This is a genomic window from Arthrobacter sp. StoSoilA2, assembly GCF_019977195.1.
GTDB lineage: Bacteria > Actinomycetota > Actinomycetes > Actinomycetales > Micrococcaceae > Arthrobacter.
The window spans coordinates 1314344-1333367 of the sequence record NZ_AP024643.1; the positions used below are offsets into that span (position 1 = coordinate 1314344).

The window sequence follows — 19024 nt, forward strand, 5'->3', positions numbered from 1 at the left end:
GCTTCACAATTTCTTGGAGTCTCCGTGTTCTTGGTTACCTCGCGCACGCGTGCTCCGTTCTGTTGTGCCCTGACGAAAAAGGGCAAGAGCCGCCTTGGCAGTCATCGGGGCTCTGCTCGGATCGTTGTTGACCGGATCTCCAGCCGTAGGGCAAGTCGTGGGTCTTTGTGGTTGTTCGTCAACAGCGGCGGTCCGGCATGGCACGCCTCAACAAAGATCGGCCAGGGCTGGGAAGGCATGACGGCATCCTTTGACCCAACCAGCTACTTTTGGCCGGGCCCAAGGCAAGCGAAATCCATGTTGATCCTTGGAGTTTGCTTGTCGGCGTCCTGTGTTAGCTTTTAGTGATCAGACATCGCTCCCCTCTGAGCTTAGGCTCAAGGGGGCGATTTTCATTTGGAGACGAGTTGATGAAGAAGCGTCTCACATGTTTGTCATCTGAATGCTGCGGGACGGGTATTGCCGCATGTCATATGCCCTTAAACAAACCGGTATTCCGTATGCTGAGTTTGCTCCGTTCGCTTGGAGCATCATCACTCAAAAGGGGATCCATTGAAAAGAAAAGTTCTGTTTCTGGCGCTTGGCACCCTGGTTGTGCTCTCCGGGTGCGCTTCTCCGGCGGTTGCCCCAGTTTCCGTGGACTCGACGACAAGCACAGCTTCGGCCGTTGCCACTGAGAAAAAGTCACCAACACCGACACCGACGCCGACGAAGAAGATAGCTCAGATCGGGGATGCTGCGGTCCACGGTGGCATCCAAATTACGGTGACTTCAGCTGTCTCGTCTCCCGCGGTCAGCATGAACACTTCCAACTACCGGGCTGGAAGTGGATACGAAACGTATGAAGATGTTCCAGCTCAAAGCGGCGGCCGCTTCATCGTCGTGAACGCAGTCGTAGTGAACAATGCCAAGGCACCGATCGACTTGACCTGTGGCTACCCGATTGACATCAAGGTTTTCAACGGTTCGGCGCAGGTGTACAGCCCCATTCAGGACACCTACAAAATTAAGGGGAATCCTGAGTGCAATGCTCAACTGCAGCCGGGTTTTGAATCGACCATGACTTGGGCTTATCTTGTTCCGGCGAAGTCATCGATCATCGGATTGGCCTTTTCGGAAGTCGATTTTACATCGCCATCCCGAAACGACCCCACAATAATCGGTTTCGGATCCGGTCTGTAGCACGGCAGGACCAATTTTAGAGTCTGGAGGCCGGTCCGGATACGGAGGCGGCCTCCATCGCTAGTTCTTGGAGTTGGTCGTTTCGTACACCCTCTTAGGTCAGGCCAGCTCAGCGCAGATATCCCGCTGATGGCCCGAGCTGCTCACGAACTTAAAGACGCCGGTTGCCGGGTCAATGATGTAGACCAAGTTTCCAATGTAGTGAATGGTCGAGGGTCCTGCAGTCTCATCGGTGGGGGACATGATCAGCCCATTGTGGCCGGTCGCGGTGACTGTCAGTGTCCCATCGGCATTGACTCGTGTGCTGGACACCGGACCGTCTGTTCGGATGGACACTATTCGCCTGCAATCGCCTTCTTCGGTTTCGTCCCGTAGTTGGTGTATGTCAGCAATACGCCCTTGCCGGCTGTAAGTAGGCGTACGACGTTGCCGTCGGCATCAGTGAATTCTTTCGTTTGGAGTTTTCCACTCGTTGCTTTCAACTCCAGATTGAATGAACAACCTGTCCTGCGGGAAGGAAAATGGTGTAGTTGGCGCCGGTGCGGGCGCCGCCCGTGCGAGCAACGCGGCGAGCAATACTGCTACAGGCGCAAGCCTGAGTGTGAGCATGTTTTTCATGACGTTCTCGATTTTTGTGCGATGCGGTGATGAATTTTCTGCACCGTCCTTTAGGCAGGGAAGGAGACCAAGTGCGGTGCTCACGGTACGAGTCCCGACGGCGGTCATTGAACAGGTCGGACCGCTGTGGATCGGATGCATATGGTGGCATCGCGACTGGGAGTACTCACCACCGAATCGAAAAACCACGCCTCGCCCAGTGTCAGTCCCCACCCCGCGCCCGTTTCAGATCCTTCCGTAGCCCGCGGTTGTCTTCTTTGAGCCCGCGGTTGTCCGCCCGGAGCTCGCGATTGTCGTCGGCCAGGCCCCGGTTGTCCTCCGTTAGTCCCCGGTTTGCGGCCTCCAGCTCCAGCACGCGCTTCACCCCGGCCAGGTTCAGGCCTTCGTCCAGGAGTGCGCCAATCCTTCGGAGGGTCTCAAGGTCCTGTTCGCTGTAGCGGCGAGTGCCGCCGTCGGTCCTTTCAGGAGTGAGAAGCCCTTTGCGCTCGTACTGCCGGATGTTCTGTTGCCCGGTGCCTACCAGTTCGGCCGCAACGGAAATGGCGTAGACACCACGACCGTCCCGGTCCGCAGCGTCACGTGCGCCAGCGCCGTCCGCCTCCGCGGGCGTACCGCCGTCGTGATCCAGACGCTCGGTGTCACCATCGCCAGCCATGCAAACCTCTCAAAAAATCTTTGAAAAAACCTCTTGCACCACTCTCTCACCGGTGCTATAAAAAATCTATACCAGCCAACACAGATCTGGAAGGCTGGCAGAACAACAAAACCGCATCAAGATCTGAAGGAGTGAGAACCAAATGCTGATGCGCACAGACCCGTTCCGCGAATTCGACAGGCTCGCCCAACAGGTTTTTGGCACAACAGCAAGGCCTGCCGGCATGCCGATGGATGCTTGGCAGGAGGACGGGCAATTCATTGTTGCCTTCGATCTGCCGGGCGTCACGCCTGATTCGGTGGAACTGGACGTCGAAAGCAACGTCCTGACGGTTAAGGCAGAACGTAAGTCGCCTGCGGGCGAGAACACCGAGATGATTGCCGCCGAACGCCCGCAAGGCGTCTTCAGCCGGCAGCTCATTCTGGGTGACACCCTGGACACCGAAGGCATCCAGGCCAGCTACGACGCAGGTGTGCTGACACTCCGCATCCCCGTCGCCGAGAAGGCAAAGCCGCGGCGTATCGAGATTTCTTCCAACAGCCAACGGCAGGAGATCAACGCCTAACCAAAGCTGCCCCGCTGGAGCTCCACCCGGGGGTGGCTGACCAGCGGGGCGTCAGGCCGGGAGCTTCAGACCGACCGCATCGGAACAGATGGGCGCAGGCTTCGCGCCACGCCACAGCACTTGTCGTGCAGATGAAACGCGGTCCCCGACGTTGTCTCCCGATTGATGGCCCCCGGCCCATGCCGGGGGCCATCGCCAAATCCGCAGCACTTATCCGGAACCAGCAGTGAGCACCAACCAACCCGACTACTACGCGATCTTGAACGTGGCTCCCGGCGCGACAGCCCGTGAAATCACCCACGCCTACCGCTCTCTGCTCCGCACCCACCACCCTGATACCCGCAAAAAGGCCGACGACGGCGACACCACCAAGGCGGCCGACCTCCAGAAACTGCACGCCATCATGCAGGCGTATGTTGTGCTCTCGGATCCGGCGAAACGGAGTGCGTACGACCGCAGCCGGAGAACGGGTAGCTCGTCGGCCGGCTCATCAGGGTCCAGCGGTTCCACCGGGAAGCCGGTAAAGGTCCGCGTCCACAAGACGCCGGCTACTCCCGCTGCCAGTCAAAAGGATCAGCAGCCTCTCGTGTTCGGCCCCGTCCACTGGGAACCGCTGCCCGGGACGAACCCCGGATACCCGTCGCCCAAAGTCCGAAGGAGATACTTATGAGTGCCTGGCGCTCGTACGACAGCCATCTGATGCCCGCGTTCTACGAGCGATTCGAGAATCGTTGGGGAAAGGGCACGGCGCCGTTCCTGGACCCGGAAGTCCACGAGCAGCCCATGCCGCGCGCTCAATGGATCAATGTTGATACTGGTGCGGCTGTGGCCGTGGTTCCCATTTGGACGGACGATCCCGAACATCGGTCCTTCGGCGTCTTTTACCTTCCGCCGGCCGGGGATATTTGGATCCTCCGCCCAGGGCCAACTACGTTCATCGAACCCGGCAAGGGTGGGAGCAAAGAGCAGGTCTCGTTGCGTAACGACGCCTTCAAGAAGGCAGTCCATCACGCCAAGGAATTCATCTACGGACCGCAGCCCTAGTATTTTTTGCGTTGTCGGCCCAGTCCCCACGTCAGGGTTCCCGAAGTACATCCGGAAGCTCGTCGACGTAGACGGTCTGGGGCGGCTCAAAGTAAATCACCAGCACCTTCTCGCCCACAGGAAAGACGCTCGTCTTGTCGAACGGGTAGGCAAAAAATGCGCTGGTACCGCCATGGAAGGGGAGCATGACTTCGCCGATGGTGCCCGGCGCGATGGTCCCGGTCACCCTTCCAATTTTGCCGGTGAGGCTCCGATTGACCTCTCTATGCATCTGACGCCGCATCTGACGCCTTCGCCGGCGGGGACTTCACGGCCGTGGGCCGGGTGGGCGCCGCAGTCGGTCGGTTGGCTCCGTTCCCCTTCAAGGCCGAAGCCAGGGACGGCAGGAAGCTCCCAACCTGGGACAGGATTCCACCCACCATGCTGTTCAGCCCGTCGCCGCCGTTGAGCACCGTCAGCTGACCGATGCGCGAGAAAGGCTCTGCCGCGGCGGAAACGATGGCGGGCATGTTCTCGGCGATTTGCTGGTTGATGACAGCTTCCTGGTTTGTCTCCAACGCTTCACCACGGGCCTTGATGCCTTCTGCCTCAGCCAACGCCTTGGCCTTGACTGCGGATGCTGCCGCATTTCCTCGGGCCGTCGTCGCAGCGGCCTCGGCTTCACCTGTCACGCGGGTTGCACCTGCCATTGCCGCCGCAGCTCCAGCATTGGCTTGGGCCTCGAGTTCAACGCGCCGGGCGTTCGCTTGCGCGTCCAGTTCGATGCGCTTCGCGAGGGCCTCGGCGGCACTGATATCAGCGGCCTTCTTCGCTTCAGCCTCGGTCCTCTGGGCGTAGGCCTTGGCATCGGCAGGCTTGCGGATCGTTGTCTGCAACTTCTGCTCTTCGCGGTCGGCCTCGAGCTTTGCGACCTCGGTCTCCTGGACTACCACCTGCTGCCGGGCAGTAGCATCGGCCAACGGTCCGGCCTGGGCAGCGTTGGCCCGGGCCTGTTCAGCATTCGCCTGCGCAGCGGATTGCTTGATGGCCGACAGGCTTTGGGCATCAGCAATCAGTGCAGCAGCTTCCGCTTCCTTCTCAGCCGCCTCACGGTTGCGTGTGGCCTCAGCGATCCGGGCCTCCATCTTGACCTGGGCAATGTGCGGCTTGGCCAGGTTCTGGATGTATCCCGTGGGGTCCTGCAGGTCCTTGATCTGCAGCGAATCGACCACGAGGCCCAGCTTCTCCATCTCCACGCCACTGGCACTGCGGACGAGTGAGGCGAGCTTGTCGCGCTCGCGGATGATTTCCTCAACGGTCATGCTGCCGATGATCGAGCGGAGATGCCCTTCAAACACGTTGTAGACCTGGCTCTCCATCTTCGGCTGCTGCCCCAGGAATCTTCGCGCAGCGTTCGCGATGAACGGGGGAGCGTCGCCAATCTTGTAGATCACCACGCCGTCCACAATCACCTGGATGCCCTGGGACGTGACACAGGAAACCTTGAGTTCCGTCTCATTCAGCGTCAGCGCGAGGGTGCGGACCGTTTGCAGCCCCGGAACCACCAAAGCGCCCTTGCCCGTGACGATCTTGAAATCCATGCCGTCCGTATTTTCGAGCGTGCCACGGGTCAACCCGGAGATGATCAGGGCCTCGTTCGGTTCCGCCACCTTCCACATCGCCTTGGTTGCCAGCCACACAAAGCCGATGACAACAACCACGCCAAGAATGCCGGCGATCAAGGGGAAAAATGCCGAGAGGTCGTTCATTGACCTTGTCCCTTCAGACGATGTGAACCGGCCTCATCCGTTGACCCCCATAGGCCATGTGCCTGTTCGTGTACACAGTCTCGTTGGGCTGCAGCAGGGAAGTCCAGCACTTTTGTGCGTCATTTGTGCCACGACGCCCAGCCAGGCCGGAGCCTCGCCCCGCAACCCGGCAACCCGCCGTCGAGCCTTAACAAAGAAGGCTGGTGCAACCTTTGGAGAGAATCCGTAGGTGGCTGCACCAGCTGCTAGTACGACTTTCTGTTTATTAGTTGTGACACCTGTTCATTGGCCGCTCCTAGTTCCCGGCTTCTATTATTTCCGGGCCTTTTTATCGTCTGTGAAGTACTGGGCGAACATCCAACCAGCGGCGATCATCAGGATGCCCAGCACCATATGAGACCAGTTGTCCACAGAATTCAGCGACAGGAAGTTGGCTGCGGAATCGACTCCGACGCTCAGCCCATAGATGCTCAGCACGATGTACAGGGCGCCAAAGCCCATCAGGAAGTTCCGCGCGCCGTGTGCTGTGCGGGACATGGCCCAACCCGTCGCGCCGATGGCCAGCTGTACGAGGTTGAGCAGCACGGATACCTGGAACACGCCAAAGAGCATCGCATGCGAGTCCGGGCCGAAGAATTGCAGCTCCGGGTACTGCATGGTGATGCCTGGAATGAAGCCCAGGATGCCCACCAGCCCAACGATGACACCCACACCCAGACCTACCACCTGGATGTCTTGCCGTCCGAAATGGACACCGCGTGCATGTGAAGCAGACGTACTCATGTCGTCCTCCAGTCACCTTTGCGAACATCTCCCATTTTACGGCCGGTTCATGCAAAAAGCGCTGGAATTGGCGGTATTACAGGGCGCCTGCCGGGGGAGCGCTGCCTACCGTGGCACGATAGGACACGATGAAACTGCGCGCTGATCAGACCGGAAACCGTGGCCTCCCGATGCCCCTTTGGCTACAGGGCGGTTTGGAAGCGGCACAGGCAGCCTTCATTTCGGCCATCGTTGTTGTGCTTCCCCTGGTGGGAGTGTGGGCCACCGACGGATTCCAGAACCGGAACGTGGACTTCCTGGCGCGCCTGGCCGGGCAGGCCTGGCTGCTGATCCATGGTGTTCCGCTGACCTTGGCACAGGTCAACGTGGGCACAGCCGGCCAGCCTGGAACTGGTCTTCTTTCGCTGATTCCCTTGGGCCTGACGCTCATTCCGTTCCTGCTTGCATGGCGGGCGGGACGACGACTTGCCCGCGCGTCCTACACGGACCAGCTGTGGCAGGCGTTCCTCGGTGCCTGCCTTGTTTACGCCGCGTTCGGGACAGCGACAGGATTCGTGTGCCGCACCCCCGAGGTGGTCATCAACCTGTGGTTCGCCATGACCATTCCGCTGATCTCCTTCGCATTGGGCCTGGTGGTCGGCGCCCGGCGTGAGGCAGGCTCCTGGAGCAGGCTCATCGGTGTGGACGCCGTCGCCTGGATCGCCAAGACCAGCCAACACTCACGGTGGGCGGGCTCCTACGTCGGCTCAGCGCTGAAGGCCGGATTCGTTGCGACCATGGCCGCCGTGTGCCTGGCCGCGGTCCTGTTGGCCGTGGACATCGTGTGGCACTGGACGGACATCATCGCTGTTTACGAAGGCCTCCAAGCCGGCGCTCTGGGCGGGGCCGTCCTCACGATCGCGCAACTCGGCTTCCTTCCCAACCTCGTAGTCTTCGCTTTGGCCTGGTCCTCCGGGGCTGGCTTCTCGCTCGGTGTCGGCTCGCACGCCGGGCCGCTGGGCACCGCCGTCGGACCCCTGCCTGCCGTCCCCGTTTTCGGCGGGCTTCCCGCCGGACAACTCGACGCCGGAGCCATGGCTCTCGCACTCCCCGTCGTTGCGGGGATCATGGCCGGCTGGTGGTTCCTCCGCGAAGGCGAAAACCACTTCGACGAATGGCTCTCCATCAAAATTAAGGCCCGCTGGTTCACCGCGGCGGCGTCCACACTGTTCCTGGGGGCGTTCGTTGGAGCTGTCGCCGGTGTCCTGAGCGGTGCGCTCGCATGGGTCGCCCGTGGTTCAGCAGGTATCGGCCGGCTCACGGAAATCGGACCCCACCCCTTGTGGACGGCAGTCTGGCTGGCCGCCGAAGTGGGCATCGGCGTCGTGATCGGTTACGCAGTGGGGCCTTGGCTGGAACGCCGCCAGAAGCTGCGCGAGGCGAACCTGGACGAAGTAGCGTTCGACGACGAACACGCCTGAGGTTGCCGGCTGGGCTTTTGGTTGGGCTCGCTTTAGCGGACCGGGCCCGGCATCGAGTCCTCAAGCTGCGTGAGGCACTGTGTCTTGGCGGATTCGGTCAGCGCCGAGCGAGCGCAATCCTGATAAGTGGTGACTTGTTTGAAGAAGAGCACAGACGTCAGAATCAGCAGGCACATGATCGCCGAGACCACGAGTCCCGAGATGGTGCCGAACAACACCAGCCGAGGGTGCTTGTACTTCACCGTCCGGACCAGGACCACAATCCCGAGCACCAAACCGGCGATCGTCAGGATGGCGCTCAACCACACGTAGTTCACGTTCAGGGAGAACACGAAAAACGATCCCAAAGCCGACAAAAGGAAAGCGCGGAACAGGATCTGTGTCACGCCGAAAGCGGACTTTTCCGCGGCGGTGCGGGGTTGCTGGCTCGGCTTGGGACCGACGTCGGGATTCATGTTTTCCAGCCTACGCGAGCCGCCCATAAGCTAGTGCAATGCGCATTGTTGTCCTCGTGTCCGGTACTGGTTCCAATCTTCAGGCTGTCATCGACGCCGTGAAGTCGGGTGAACTGGATGTTGAGATCGCCGCTGTGGGCGCTGACCGCCCCGATACTTACGGCGTGGAGCGCTCGGACGAGGCGGGCATTGAGACCTTCGTGGTGAACTTCAACTCGTTCGAAACCCGCGCCGAATGGGACGCCGCCCTCCGCGACAAGGTCCTTTCCTATAACCCGGACGTGGTGGTGTCTTCAGGATTCATGCGGATCGTGAGCGCCGACTTCATCGAAGCCTTCAACGGCAAGTACGTCAACACACACCCGGCGCTGCTGCCGTCCTTCCCCGGTGCCCACGGTGTCCGCGACGCCATGGCTTACGGCGTGAAGGTCACGGGTTGCACGGTTCACTGGGCCGACGCCGGCGTGGACACGGGGCCCATCATTGCCCAGGAGGCAGTATCCGTGCTGCCGAATGACACCGAGGAAACCCTGCACGAGCGCATCAAGGTAGTGGAGCGCCGCCTGCTGGTCCAGACGCTGGCCGACCTCGCCGCTTCTCCCAACTAGGTCGCATTTAAGCGCGTTTTGCGCCCTCAAAACGCGCAGTGCTGCTACTTAGATTCCGGTTGACGTCCTCTGCCTGTGGATAACGCCGCACGCCCATAGGGAAGTTTGTCAGCATGGGGCATGAAGACTCCGCGACCCCTTCCTGAATCACTCGCTTCGCTGCCTTTCACCTGGCAGGAAGCCGTTGCAGCGGGAGTATCCCGACGGCGGCTGAGTCACCGAAGCCTGGTCTCACCGAGCCGGGCGATTCGGATACCTCAGTCGGATGCTCCGCTCGCCCTTGCTGAAACCGTTCGTCCGGTGACCCTTGTTACTCCGTTCTCAGCCGCGTCCCACGCGACTGCCTTCCTGTTGTGGGGGTTTCCGGCGTTCTTGCCAGGCAGCAATGACCCAAGAATCCACATCGCACGCCCTCACACCATGGCAATTCCTCGTCGCCGAGGCGTCATTGGCCACCGGGGCCAGTTCTTTGAAGACGAAATCACCACGCTCAACGGCCTGTACATCACGAGCAGAGCCCGAACATGGTTGGACTGCGCGCGGAAAATGGACATCGACGAGATCACTGTGGTGGCGGATCACTTGCTGCGCATACCGAGGCCGGAATTCGAGGGCCGCAGCGCGCCTTACTGCACGGTGGATGACCTGGAAGAAATGTTGGATCGCCACTGGGGAACACCGGGGATCCGCAAAGCCCGTCTTGCTTTGGAACAGGCGTGCGTCGGCGCCGACTCGGCCCCCGAAACGCGGCTTCGGCTGGCACTGGACCGGGCGGGGCTACCGACTGCGGAAGTCAACGTGCCCACGGAGTTGGGTCCCGGCGTCGTGCGTCAATCGGATGTAACTTATCGCGAGTGGCGGGTGGCGGTCGAATACGACGGGGAGGGCCATTCGGACGCCGAGCAGATCGTGCGGGATATTGCCCGCGAGGAGGAGTTCAGCCGGGCAGGGTGGATCCTGGTCCGGATCTCCAAGCGTCACATGACCACCGGCGCGAGGTCCGCGGTGGCCAAGGTGAGGCGGGCGCTCGAGCAACGCGGTTGGTCACCCAAGTAAGTCGCAGTTGTGCGCGTTTAGCGGTCTCTAAACGCGCTTAAGTGCGACCTAGTTGGGGAAGCTAACGCAACACGCGCTGCTTCGTCTCGGGAGCGAAGAACGCCATCCACACCACAGAGAGCAGCACCAGCCCGCCGGCCATCGCAAACGACTGCGCCAAGCCGAACTCGGGCCAGAAGAACGAAGCGAACACCAAAGGCCCGAAGCCTGCGCCGATGCGGGAGAACGTCGAGGCCCAGCCGAAGCCTGAGCCCCGGAGTTCCGTGGGATACAGCTCGGACACATAGGCGTAGAGGACCGGGATTGCCACCTGGACCACGAAGCCGAACACCAACAGCCAGAACACGGCGGCCTGCGGCACGTCCACCACAAACGCGACGATCACCAACGTCAGCGCGGAAAGCGGACCGGTGATGGCGAGGATCCACTTGCGGCCCACCCGCTCCACCAGCAGTGCCGCGACCACCACGCCCAAAAGCCCGACGGCGGCCATCCCGGCTGTGGTGACGAAGGCTTTGTACTCCTCGAAGCCGGCGCCAATGAGGATCCGGGGCATCCACGTCAGGGACAGGTAATAGACCAACAGGATGCTGAAGAACAGGGCCCAGGCTGCAGTGGTGATTTTCCAATTGAACGTCCAGATCCTGCGCAGCTGTTCCCAGGCGCTGCCGGGGGAGAGCCTGGGGGCGGCTTGGGGTTCCGGCAGGCTGTACGCCCGGGGTGAGGCGCCCGTTGCTTCCACCAAACCATCAATCACCGCCGCGGCCTCAGCCCGACGGCCGGCCCGAATCAGGAACAACGGGGACTCCGGGACACTACGCCGCACCCAGAAAACGAGGAGCGCAGGCAGAACCATAATCAGCATGGTGAGCCGCCAGTCGCCAAAGGCAGCAACGAGTCCTGCGGAGATGAAGCCACAGAGAGCCGCGCCCACGGGCCACCAGCCATCCATCGCCGTGAGGACTTTGCCCCGCTGCTTGCGCGGCGTGAACTCGCCAACGAGGGCGTAGTCCACCGGGATGCAGCCGCCCAGCCCAAACCCGGCCATGAAGCGGAAGATGCAGAACCGCACGATGTCCGGGGCGAAGGCGCCGAGCACGGTGAAGATGCTGAAGATCAGGAGGGTCGCCGTGAACGCCTTCTTGCGCCCGATGGTGTCGGCGATGGTTCCCCACGCAAACGCGCCCAGAGCCATGCCGATCAGGTTGGCCGTACCGATCCACGCAGCGTCAGCGGGCTGCAGGGACCAATGCTTGGACAGAAGGGGAATGAGGATGCCGTTGAGCGTCACATCCCAGGCGTCGAACATGAACCCGAGCCCACCGATCACGAAGATCCTGCCTTGGACCTTCCACCGCCACGGCAGTTCCTGCACAACTTGTTCGCCGCTGGGCACGGCTGTGTATGTATTCATCTGCCCTCCTGCATGCAACTTTATGCGCTCGGGCCAAACCGATGTTCGCGTTACTTCTGGTTTTCAATCGCCCTTCGCAGGTAACCACCGGCTTCTTCGAGAGCTCTCTTGGCCTGAGCTGGTGCGATGCCGGTGAGCAGCACCAGGATGGCGGCTTTTACCGAGCCGTTGACCGAGTCCAGTGCTGCCACGGCTTCATGCGCGTCCACTCCGGTCGCGTGCTGCACTGTCCGTTGCGAGCGGGCCAGAAGCTTCTCATTCGTGGCCCGCAGGTCAACCATCAGGTTCCCATACGTCTTGCCGAGCTTCACCATCACCAGCGTGCTGATCATGTTGAGGACAAGTTTCTGGGCCGTGCCCGAGTTCAGTCGCGTCGAGCCCGCAATGAACTCCGGACCCACCACTACCTCAATCGCCACATCCGCAAGATGGCTGACAGCCGAACCCTTGTTGCAAGCCAGCGACGCCGTGAACGCACCCTTTTTCCGGGCCTCTTCCAGCGCGCCGATCACGTAAGGTGTCCGGCCGGACGCCGTAATACCCACGACGGCGTCCGCTTCCGTCACGTTGATATCGTGCAGGTCGCGCGCGCCTGCGGTCGCGTTATCCTCGGCGTACTCAACGGGCTTCTGGATCGCCTGGACGCCACCTGCGATAAGTCCGACGACGAGTCCCGGCGGGGTGCCGAACGTCGGTGGGCACTCGCTCGCGTCGAGCACACCCAGGCGCCCGGCCGTTCCAGCCCCCACATAGAGAAGGCGACCTCCACGCTGGAGTCGCTCCGCAACGGCGTCGACCGTTTGCACAATCGCAGGGCTCGCCGCCTCAACCGCGGCGTGTACTCCTGCAGTGTGGGCAAGCATGGCCGCGACGAGTTCCTCGGTGCCCATGATGTCCAGGTCGCTCAGGTTCTCGGCCGCGGCTTCGGTCTCCAGCCCGGCGAGTTCCGTGCGCAGGCCGGCGAGCCTGTCCGCGTCAGTGGGGCTAGTCGGGCCAGTTTGTTCCGTCACGGTGGATGTACCTTTCCTGGATGAGCCCGCGGCGCGTCGCAGCGAGGGCAGCACCGTCCAAGCCATCGCCCAGCGGGGCCACCACCTCAATCCCAGCCGAAGCAAGGGACTTCCGCAAGAGCTCCGCGAAGAACCCGGAGCTGACCACTCCGCCCAGCAGGGCAACACGGCGTGAGCTCCCGGAGTCGCCGCCCGCGGCCAGCTGCACGGTCTTGGTCAGGATGCGGCAAGCCTCGTCCACGATGACATTCGCGACGGCGTCACCCGCCTCCGCTGCGTGCAGAACCAGCGGCGCGAACCGGGCCATGGCGCGGTACGGGTTTTCGACGGACGCGAGCCATCCCGGGAGCATTTCCGGGGAGTCCACCAGAGCCCCTGCCGCAGCCGAAAGCGAAGTGGCAGCGCCGCCGTCGTGCGCTTCCAAGACTGCCTGAAGCCCCCGCTGGCCGATCCAACGGCCACTGCCACGATCGCCCAGGTACGGTCCCCAGCCGTCGGCGCGATGAAGGACGCCGGCTTCATCGAACCGGAAGGCCACCGCCCCCGTACCCACGATCAGGGTAGTGCCGGGCGCGCCTTGGAGGGCTCCAAGTTGGGCTGCGGTGGCGTCCGAAAGGACAGCGGCCGGGACGCCGAAGCGCTGCGACAACATGGAGGCCAGCTCACGGGACTTCTCCGCAGAAGCCTCGACGCCGGCCACTGCCGCGCCGATTCCCGTCAACGTGCTCACAGGCAGGCCGGGCGGAAGCATCGAGACCGTCTCAAGCAGGAGGTCGAAAGCGATCGTGGGGCCGTTGTCCATGTGGACTCCGGGGAACCCGTGCTGGTCCGCCGCGCCAAGTAATTCGGTGCCGCTGCGCAGCTCCACGCGGCAACGGCTCTTCCCTACATCGGCGGCGAGAACGACATCGGTGGCTTCCATGGCTCAACCCTATGTTGTGGGGCCTGTTGTGCGTGGCAAACGTGGGGCATGGGGCCGCAGACCGGGCTCCGCAACGCAAGACCAACCAGGACCCGAAACGAGCGCGCCAACGAAACACGATAAACTCTCCGTATCCCACCACCCGCGACATTTACGCGAACTAAGACGGAGACTTTTGTGAGCTTGACGCAGCTTGACCGTGTTCCCATCCGCCGTGCACTGATCTCGGTTTACGACAAGACGGGACTGGAGGAGCTCGCGAAGGGCCTGCACGCAGCCGGCGTCGCCATTGTTTCCACCGGCTCCACCGCCAAGAAGATCGCCGCCGCAGGCATCCCGGTCAAGGAAGTCGAAGAAGTCACCGGCTCCCCGGAAATGCTGGACGGCCGCGTCAAGACCCTGCACCCGCGTGTGCACGGCGGCATCCTGGCCGACCGTCGCGTCCCGGCCCACATGGAAACCCTCGCCGGTATGGAGATCGAGACGTTCGATCTCGTCGTGGTGAACCTGTACCCGTTCGTCGAGACCGTGAAGTCCGGCGCAGCACAGGACGAGGTGGTTGAGCAGATCGACATCGGAGGCCCCGCGATGGTGCGTTCGGCCGCGAAGAACCACGCCGCCGTCGCCATTGTCACGGACCCGAACTTCTACGGCGCAGTGGTTGCTGCGGCACAAGAAGGCGGTTTCGACCTGAACACGCGTCGCCGCCTGGCCGCCAAGGCCTTTGCTCACACGGCCAGCTATGACAACGCTGTGGCAACCTGGACCGCCAGCCAGTTCCTTGATGAAGACGGCGACGGCGTCATCGACTGGCCTGCCTACGCCGGTCTGTCCTTGGAGCGTTCCGAGGTCCTCCGCTACGGCGAGAACCCGCACCAGCAGGCTGCCCTCTACGTGGACAAGGCTGCTCCGGCCGGCATCGCGCAGGCTGACCAGCTGCACGGCAAGGCCATGAGCTACAACAACTTCGTCGACGCCGACGCCGCCCTCCGTGCTGCGTTCGACTTCGCCGAGCCCGCCGTTGCGATCATCAAGCACGCCAACCCGTGTGGTGTCGCTGTCGGTTCCGCCGACGCTGCAGATCCGATCGCTGACGCCCACGCGAAGGCCCACGCCTGCGACCCCGTTTCCGCTTTCGGTGGCGTGATCGCCGCGAACCGCACCGTCACGGCTGTCATGGCCCGCACGGTTGCCGACATCTTCACCGAGGTTGTCATTGCTCCGGATTTTGAGCCGGAAGCCGTGGAGATTCTTTCCAAGAAGAAGAACATCCGACTGCTTGCCCTGCCTGAGGGCTACGGCCGCTACCCCTCCGAAATGCGCCAGGTCTCCGGTGGCGTGCTGGTTCAGATGAGCGACAAGGTGGACGCCGACGGCGATAACCCCGCCAACTGGACCCTCGCAGCCGGTGAAGCCGCCGATGAAGCAACCCTCGCGGACCTCGCGTTCGCCTGGACTGCCTGCCGCGCCGCCAAGTCCAACGCGATCCTGATCGCAGATCACGGCGCCGCTGTGGGCATCGGTATGGGCCAGGTCAACCGCCTGGACTCCTGCCGCCTTGCCGTCGAGCGCGCCAACACGCTGGGCGTCACGGTGGAGTCCGACGTCGAAGGTGCTGGCGGCGCTTCGAACGCCGACGCGACCAACGCACCTGAGCGCGCACGCGGTGCCGTTGCAGCCTCGGATGCATTCTTCCCGTTCGCTGATGGCCTGCAGATCCTGATCGACGCCGGCGTTCGCGCCGTGGTCCAGCCTGGCGGTTCTGTCCGCGATGAGGAAGTCATTGCCGCAGCCAACGCTGCAGGCATCACGATGTACTTCACCGGTGCACGCCACTTCTTCCACTAAACAACGGCGGGCAACAGCCCAAAGCCAGTGAAACGCAACGGCGGCCGTCCCCGGGTAGGGGACGGCCGCCGTCGTTGTTAACAAGGTCGCGCTAAGAAGGCTGTTATGAAGCCGCCGCCGTGGTGTAGGTGGACTGAATGACGGAGCCCCAGTACGGGCCATACATCGTGTTGGAGTTGCTGCCGTAGCCGTAGCTGTTCACCGAGTTCTGGTAACCGCCGGAGCTGTTGCCGATGAACCAAGGACCGCCCGAGGAACCACCGGTCATGTTGCAAGGGATTCCCTGGGTGGCGAACTGCGGGTTGTAGGGATCGTTGGTGGCGGTGCCGGAGCAGCTCTTGAGCGATTCGCCGTTGAACGGAGCAGCCGCCGGGTAGCCGAAGGACTTGTAGCTCAGGCCGCGGGCGGCGTTGAACTGGACACCGGAGGAGCCTACGACATCGGCGAGCCGCTGGCCGTTGAGGGTGTTCATGACGGCGAAGGCGGTGTCGTACTGCATGTTGCCGTTGGATGCCCATTGGGTGGGGGAGTACAGCGCCCTTGCTGTCCACTTGCCATAGGGTGCGGAGCCGTTGAGGTAGGCGGGTACGAACACGAAGTTGGTGGCGTAGGCGCCGGGTCCCTCGTTGACGCAGTGGCCTGCCGTGGACACGGTGCTCTTGTTGGCTGCTGTCACGGAGTTGCCGGAGCAGACGTAGTTGGAGCCGCCGAGGGTGAAGAAGATCTTGCCGATGTGCTTTACGGGCGTTTCGCTCTGGTTCACCTTCCGGTCGATGGTCTTGGAGTCGGTGGAGGCTTGCTGGCCCTCTATGCTTTTAAGGGCGCCCGGGGCTTCGGTGACCGGGGCTTTTCCGAGGTTGAGGAGCCGGCCGCGGTCAAGTGCCTTGTTGGCGAGGATGTCGCCGGACTTGGCGTTCTTCATGCGTTCCGGGGTCCAGTAGTCTGCGGCGCCGTTGTCTGACGCTACATGGCTGCTGACCGCAACGCCGCTGGAGTCGATGTCCTTGGCGGGGGCCGCATTCGCGCTGGTGGTTCCAACCAGGGCAAGGATTGCGGCAGCGGACAGACTCAGCAGGCTTGTGGCCAGGGTCTTGGTTTTTGTCACGTTTTTCCAACCTATCGAGGGAGTGGGGCGGCCAGTGATGGCGACCGCCGACTGACGGAATCGAAGCTACCCAACGTATGACAAGTTTGTAAAGAGTTATTTCATAGTTTGTGATATTTTGCTTTCACTTCTTGTCACACGGCGGGGAGCACTGCACGACGCCGGTCGGCAGCTCAGGCGGCACGGCCACCGTGGGGGGTAAATCGCTTTCCCGCGCGGTAACGAACACGTGATCCCGGACACGAAGAGCCGCCAATCCGGTCTACTCGGGTAAGTTTAGAGATGTTGAAATCTGCAGACTTTCAGGGAGAACCCCGCCAATGGCCAAGATTATCTATACCCACACAGACGAAGCGCCGATGCTGGCTACCTACTCATTCCTGCCGATTGTGGAAGCGTATGCCTCGACCGCAGGTGTGGAGGTCGAGACCCGCGATATTTCGCTGGCCGGCCGCATCATCGCCGTTTTCGGCGATTTCCTGACTGAAGAGCAGCGCACGGGCAACGCCCTTGCTGAGCTTGGCGAACTGGCAAAGCAGCCGGAAGCCAACATCATCAAGCTGCCCAACATCAGCGCCTCAGTGCCGCAGCTCAAGGCTGCCATCGCCGAGCTCCAGGCCCAGGGCTACGCCCTCCCGGACTACCCGGACAACCCCTCCTCGGACACCGAGACGGACATCCGCTCGCGCTACGACAAAATCAAGGGCTCCGCTGTGAACCCGGTGCTGCGTGAAGGCAACTCTGACCGCCGCGCACCGCTGTCGGTGAAGAACTACGCCCGTCAGAACCCGCACTCCATGGGTGCTTGGTCTGCCGATTCCAAGACCAACGTTGCCACCATGGGCCAGAATGATTTCCGCTCCAACGAGAAATCCGTTGTGCTCAAGGCTGACGATTCCCTCAGCATCCAGCTGGTCCGCGAAGACGGCAGCACCAAGGTCCTCAAGAAGGACTTCCCCGTCCTGGCCGGTGAAGTTGTGGACGCTACCGTTCTGCGCGCAGACGCCCTGGACGAGTTCCTGAAGGCACAGGTTGCCCGTGCCAAGGAAGAGGGCATCCTCTTCTCCGCACACCTGAAGGCCACCATGATGAAGGTCTCGGACCCCATCATCTTCGGCCACGTGGTCAAGGCTTACTTCTCGGAGCTTTTCGATACTTACGGCAAGCAGCTCGCAGCCGCAGGCATCAGCCCGAACAACGGTCTCGCAGCCATCCTCAGCGGTCTGGAAGACCTGCCGGAAGACGTCCGCGAAGGCGTCAAGGCAGCCATCACCAAGGGCCTCGAAGACGGACCTGCGTTGGCAATGGTGGACTCGGACAAGGGCATCACCAGCCTGCACGTTCCGTCCGACATCATCGTTGACGCTTCCATGCCGGCCATGATTCGTTCCTCCGGCCACATGTGGGGCCCGGACGGCAAGGAAGCGGACACGCTCGCCGTCATCCCGGACAGCTCTTACGCCGGCGTCTACCAGGTAGTCCTGGACGACTGCCGTGCCAATGGCGCGTTCGATCCAACCACCATGGGCACCGTGCCCAACGTGGGCCTCATGGCGCAGGCAGCCGAGGAATACGGCAGCCACGACAAAACCTTCGAAATCGAGGCAGCCGGAACCGTCCAGCTCGTGGACAGCAAGGGTAACGTCCTCACCGAGCACCAGGTATCCCCGGGCGACATCTGGCGCGCATGCCAGACCAAGGATGTCCCGATCCGCGACTGGGTCAAGCTGGCCGTTACCCGCGCCCGCGCTTCCCAGACCCCGGCCGTTTTCTGGCTGGACAAGGGCCGTGCGCACGATGCCAACCTCATCGCCAAGGTCAACGAGTACCTGAAGGACCACGACACCGAGGGCCTGCAGATCGAGATCATGTCCCCGGAGGAGGCAACAGCCTTCACCCTGGAGCGCATCCGCAAGGGCGAGGACACCATCTCCGTCACCGGTAACGTCCTCCGCGATTACCTCACGGACCTGTTCCCGATCCTCGAGCTCGGCACCAGCGCCAAGATGCTCTCCATCGTTCCGCTGATCAACGGTGGCGGCCTGTTCGAGACCGGCGCCGGTGGCTCCGCTCCCAAGCACGTCCAGCAGCTGGTCAAGGAAAACCATCTTCGCTGGGACAGCCTGGGTGAATTCCTTGCCCTGGCCGTCAGCTTCGAGCACCTTGCCACCACCACGGGCAATGCCCGCGCCCAGGTCCTTGCCGACACGCTGGACCGCGCCACGGGTACCTTCCTGCTGGAAAACAAGTCCCCGCGCCGCAGCGTTGGCGAGCTGGACAACCGTGGAAGCCACTTCTACCTGGCCATGTACTGGGCACAGGAACTGGCCAAGCAGACTGAGGACGCCGAGCTGGCCAAGGACTTCGCAGCCATCGCTGAAGCCCTGACCTCCAACGAGGAAGTCATCGTCGGCGAGCTGAACGCAGTCCAGGGTCCCGGCGTCGATCTGGGCGGTTACTACCGTCCGGACGCTGCCAAGGCCGCAGAGATCATGCGCCCGTCGGCCACGTTCAACAAGGTCGTCGCGACCCTGAGCTAGTCATTACAGAT

Annotated in this window: 20 protein-coding genes; 9 read left to right on the forward strand and 11 right to left on the reverse strand. The window is 62.2% G+C overall.

Annotated elements, in window-relative coordinates; all coding sequences use genetic code 11:
* Nucleotides 1-552: 552 nt before the first annotated feature.
* The gene (locus LDN82_RS06130) at nucleotides 553-1182 is read left to right on the forward strand and encodes a hypothetical protein (RefSeq protein WP_224166753.1); all 630 of its coding nucleotides are present in this window, start codon (nucleotides 553-555) and stop codon (nucleotides 1180-1182) included.
* A 99-nt stretch (nucleotides 1183-1281) separates the two neighbouring features.
* On the opposite strand, the gene LDN82_RS06135 is transcribed toward LDN82_RS06130, so the two are convergent.
* From LDN82_RS06135 to LDN82_RS06145, 3 genes are all read right to left on the reverse strand, one after another.
* Entirely contained in the window at nucleotides 1282-1494 is a 213-nt protein-coding gene (locus LDN82_RS06135; RefSeq protein WP_224166754.1) for a hypothetical protein, read from the reverse strand.
* A gap of 126 nt (nucleotides 1495-1620) precedes the next feature.
* The gene (locus LDN82_RS06140) at nucleotides 1621-1884 is read right to left on the reverse strand and encodes a hypothetical protein (protein ID WP_224166755.1); all 264 of its coding nucleotides are present in this window, start codon (nucleotides 1882-1884) and stop codon (nucleotides 1621-1623) included.
* Nucleotides 1885-2002: 118 nt separating this feature from the next.
* A complete protein-coding gene (locus tag LDN82_RS06145) occupies nucleotides 2003-2455 on the reverse strand; it encodes a MerR family transcriptional regulator (protein WP_346347113.1) in 453 nt (150 codons plus the stop codon).
* Nucleotides 2456-2597: 142 nt separating this feature from the next.
* Between LDN82_RS06145 and LDN82_RS06150 the strand changes: the two genes are divergently transcribed.
* The 3 genes from LDN82_RS06150 to LDN82_RS06160 all read left to right on the forward strand — a co-directional run bounded on the left by LDN82_RS06150 (nucleotide 2598) and on the right by LDN82_RS06160 (nucleotide 4064).
* Nucleotides 2598-3020: an Hsp20/alpha crystallin family protein gene (locus LDN82_RS06150; RefSeq protein ID WP_224091460.1), complete on the forward strand. Its 423-nt coding sequence runs from the start codon at nucleotides 2598-2600 to the stop codon at nucleotides 3018-3020.
* A 226-nt stretch (nucleotides 3021-3246) separates the two neighbouring features.
* Complete coding sequence (locus LDN82_RS06155) at nucleotides 3247-3690, forward strand: DnaJ domain-containing protein (protein ID WP_224166756.1); 444 nt, start codon at nucleotides 3247-3249, stop codon at nucleotides 3688-3690.
* Nucleotides 3687-4064, forward strand: coding sequence for a hypothetical protein (locus tag LDN82_RS06160; protein WP_224091464.1), 378 nt, complete (start codon nucleotides 3687-3689; stop codon nucleotides 4062-4064). Before LDN82_RS06155 ends, LDN82_RS06160 begins: the two co-directional genes overlap by 4 nt.
* A 31-nt stretch (nucleotides 4065-4095) precedes the next feature.
* On the opposite strand, the gene LDN82_RS06165 is transcribed toward LDN82_RS06160, so the two are convergent.
* The 3 genes from LDN82_RS06165 to LDN82_RS06175 all read right to left on the reverse strand — a co-directional run bounded on the left by LDN82_RS06165 (nucleotide 4096) and on the right by LDN82_RS06175 (nucleotide 6595).
* Entirely contained in the window at nucleotides 4096-4335 is a 240-nt protein-coding gene (locus LDN82_RS06165; RefSeq protein ID WP_224091466.1) for a hypothetical protein, read from the reverse strand.
* The gene (locus tag LDN82_RS06170; RefSeq protein ID WP_224091468.1) at nucleotides 4328-5812 is read right to left on the reverse strand and encodes a flotillin family protein; all 1485 of its coding nucleotides are present in this window, start codon (nucleotides 5810-5812) and stop codon (nucleotides 4328-4330) included. The genes LDN82_RS06165 and LDN82_RS06170 overlap by 8 nt, the downstream gene beginning before the upstream one ends.
* Nucleotides 5813-6124: 312 nt before the next feature.
* Nucleotides 6125-6595: a DUF4383 domain-containing protein gene (locus tag LDN82_RS06175; protein WP_224166757.1), complete on the reverse strand. Its 471-nt coding sequence runs from the start codon at nucleotides 6593-6595 to the stop codon at nucleotides 6125-6127.
* 128 nt (nucleotides 6596-6723) lie between these two features.
* Between LDN82_RS06175 and LDN82_RS06180 the strand changes: the two genes are divergently transcribed.
* Nucleotides 6724-8055 carry a DUF6350 family protein gene (locus LDN82_RS06180; protein ID WP_224091470.1) on the forward strand — a complete coding sequence of 444 codons (1332 nt, stop codon included), beginning with the start codon at nucleotides 6724-6726 and terminating at the stop codon, nucleotides 8053-8055.
* Between the two features lie 32 nt (nucleotides 8056-8087).
* Here the strand turns inward: LDN82_RS06180 and LDN82_RS06185 are convergent, their stop codons facing one another.
* Entirely contained in the window at nucleotides 8088-8537 is a 450-nt protein-coding gene (locus LDN82_RS06185; RefSeq protein ID WP_224166758.1) for a hypothetical protein, read from the reverse strand.
* Nucleotides 8538-8548: 11 nt separating this feature from the next.
* On the opposite strand from LDN82_RS06185, the gene purN reads away from it, so the two are divergent.
* Both purN and LDN82_RS06195 read left to right on the forward strand, forming a co-directional pair.
* Nucleotides 8549-9118, forward strand: a complete 570-nt coding sequence (gene purN / locus LDN82_RS06190; RefSeq protein WP_224166759.1) for a phosphoribosylglycinamide formyltransferase — start codon at nucleotides 8549-8551, stop codon at nucleotides 9116-9118.
* A gap of 120 nt (nucleotides 9119-9238) precedes the next feature.
* The gene (locus LDN82_RS06195) at nucleotides 9239-10174 is read left to right on the forward strand and encodes a hypothetical protein (RefSeq protein ID WP_224166760.1); all 936 of its coding nucleotides are present in this window, start codon (nucleotides 9239-9241) and stop codon (nucleotides 10172-10174) included.
* 61 nt (nucleotides 10175-10235) lie between these two features.
* Here LDN82_RS06195 and LDN82_RS06200 read toward each other — a convergent pair whose 3' ends face one another.
* Genes LDN82_RS06200 through LDN82_RS06210 form a run of 3 tightly spaced genes read right to left on the reverse strand, consistent with a single transcriptional unit; the run spans nucleotide 10236 to nucleotide 13520 of the window.
* A complete protein-coding gene (locus LDN82_RS06200) occupies nucleotides 10236-11588 on the reverse strand; it encodes an MFS transporter (RefSeq protein WP_224166761.1) in 1353 nt (450 codons plus the stop codon).
* Nucleotides 11589-11638: 50 nt separating this feature from the next.
* A complete protein-coding gene (gene murQ, locus LDN82_RS06205; RefSeq protein ID WP_224166762.1) occupies nucleotides 11639-12598 on the reverse strand; it encodes an N-acetylmuramic acid 6-phosphate etherase in 960 nt (319 codons plus the stop codon).
* A complete protein-coding gene (locus tag LDN82_RS06210; RefSeq protein ID WP_224166763.1) occupies nucleotides 12573-13520 on the reverse strand; it encodes a BadF/BadG/BcrA/BcrD ATPase family protein in 948 nt (315 codons plus the stop codon). The genes murQ and LDN82_RS06210 overlap by 26 nt, the downstream gene beginning before the upstream one ends.
* Before the next feature lie 177 nt (nucleotides 13521-13697).
* Between LDN82_RS06210 and purH the strand changes: the two genes are divergently transcribed.
* Nucleotides 13698-15368, forward strand: a complete 1671-nt coding sequence (purH, locus tag LDN82_RS06215; RefSeq protein ID WP_224166764.1) for a bifunctional phosphoribosylaminoimidazolecarboxamide formyltransferase/IMP cyclohydrolase — start codon at nucleotides 13698-13700, stop codon at nucleotides 15366-15368.
* Nucleotides 15369-15471: 103 nt separating this feature from the next.
* On the opposite strand, the gene LDN82_RS06220 is transcribed toward purH, so the two are convergent.
* The gene (locus LDN82_RS06220; protein WP_224166765.1) at nucleotides 15472-16473 is read right to left on the reverse strand and encodes a hypothetical protein; all 1002 of its coding nucleotides are present in this window, start codon (nucleotides 16471-16473) and stop codon (nucleotides 15472-15474) included.
* Nucleotides 16474-16793: 320 nt separating this feature from the next.
* Here LDN82_RS06220 and LDN82_RS06225 point away from each other — a divergent pair, with 320 nt between their 5' ends.
* Entirely contained in the window at nucleotides 16794-19013 is a 2220-nt protein-coding gene (locus LDN82_RS06225; RefSeq protein WP_224166766.1) for an NADP-dependent isocitrate dehydrogenase, read from the forward strand.
* Nucleotides 19014-19024 lie beyond the last annotated feature (11 nt).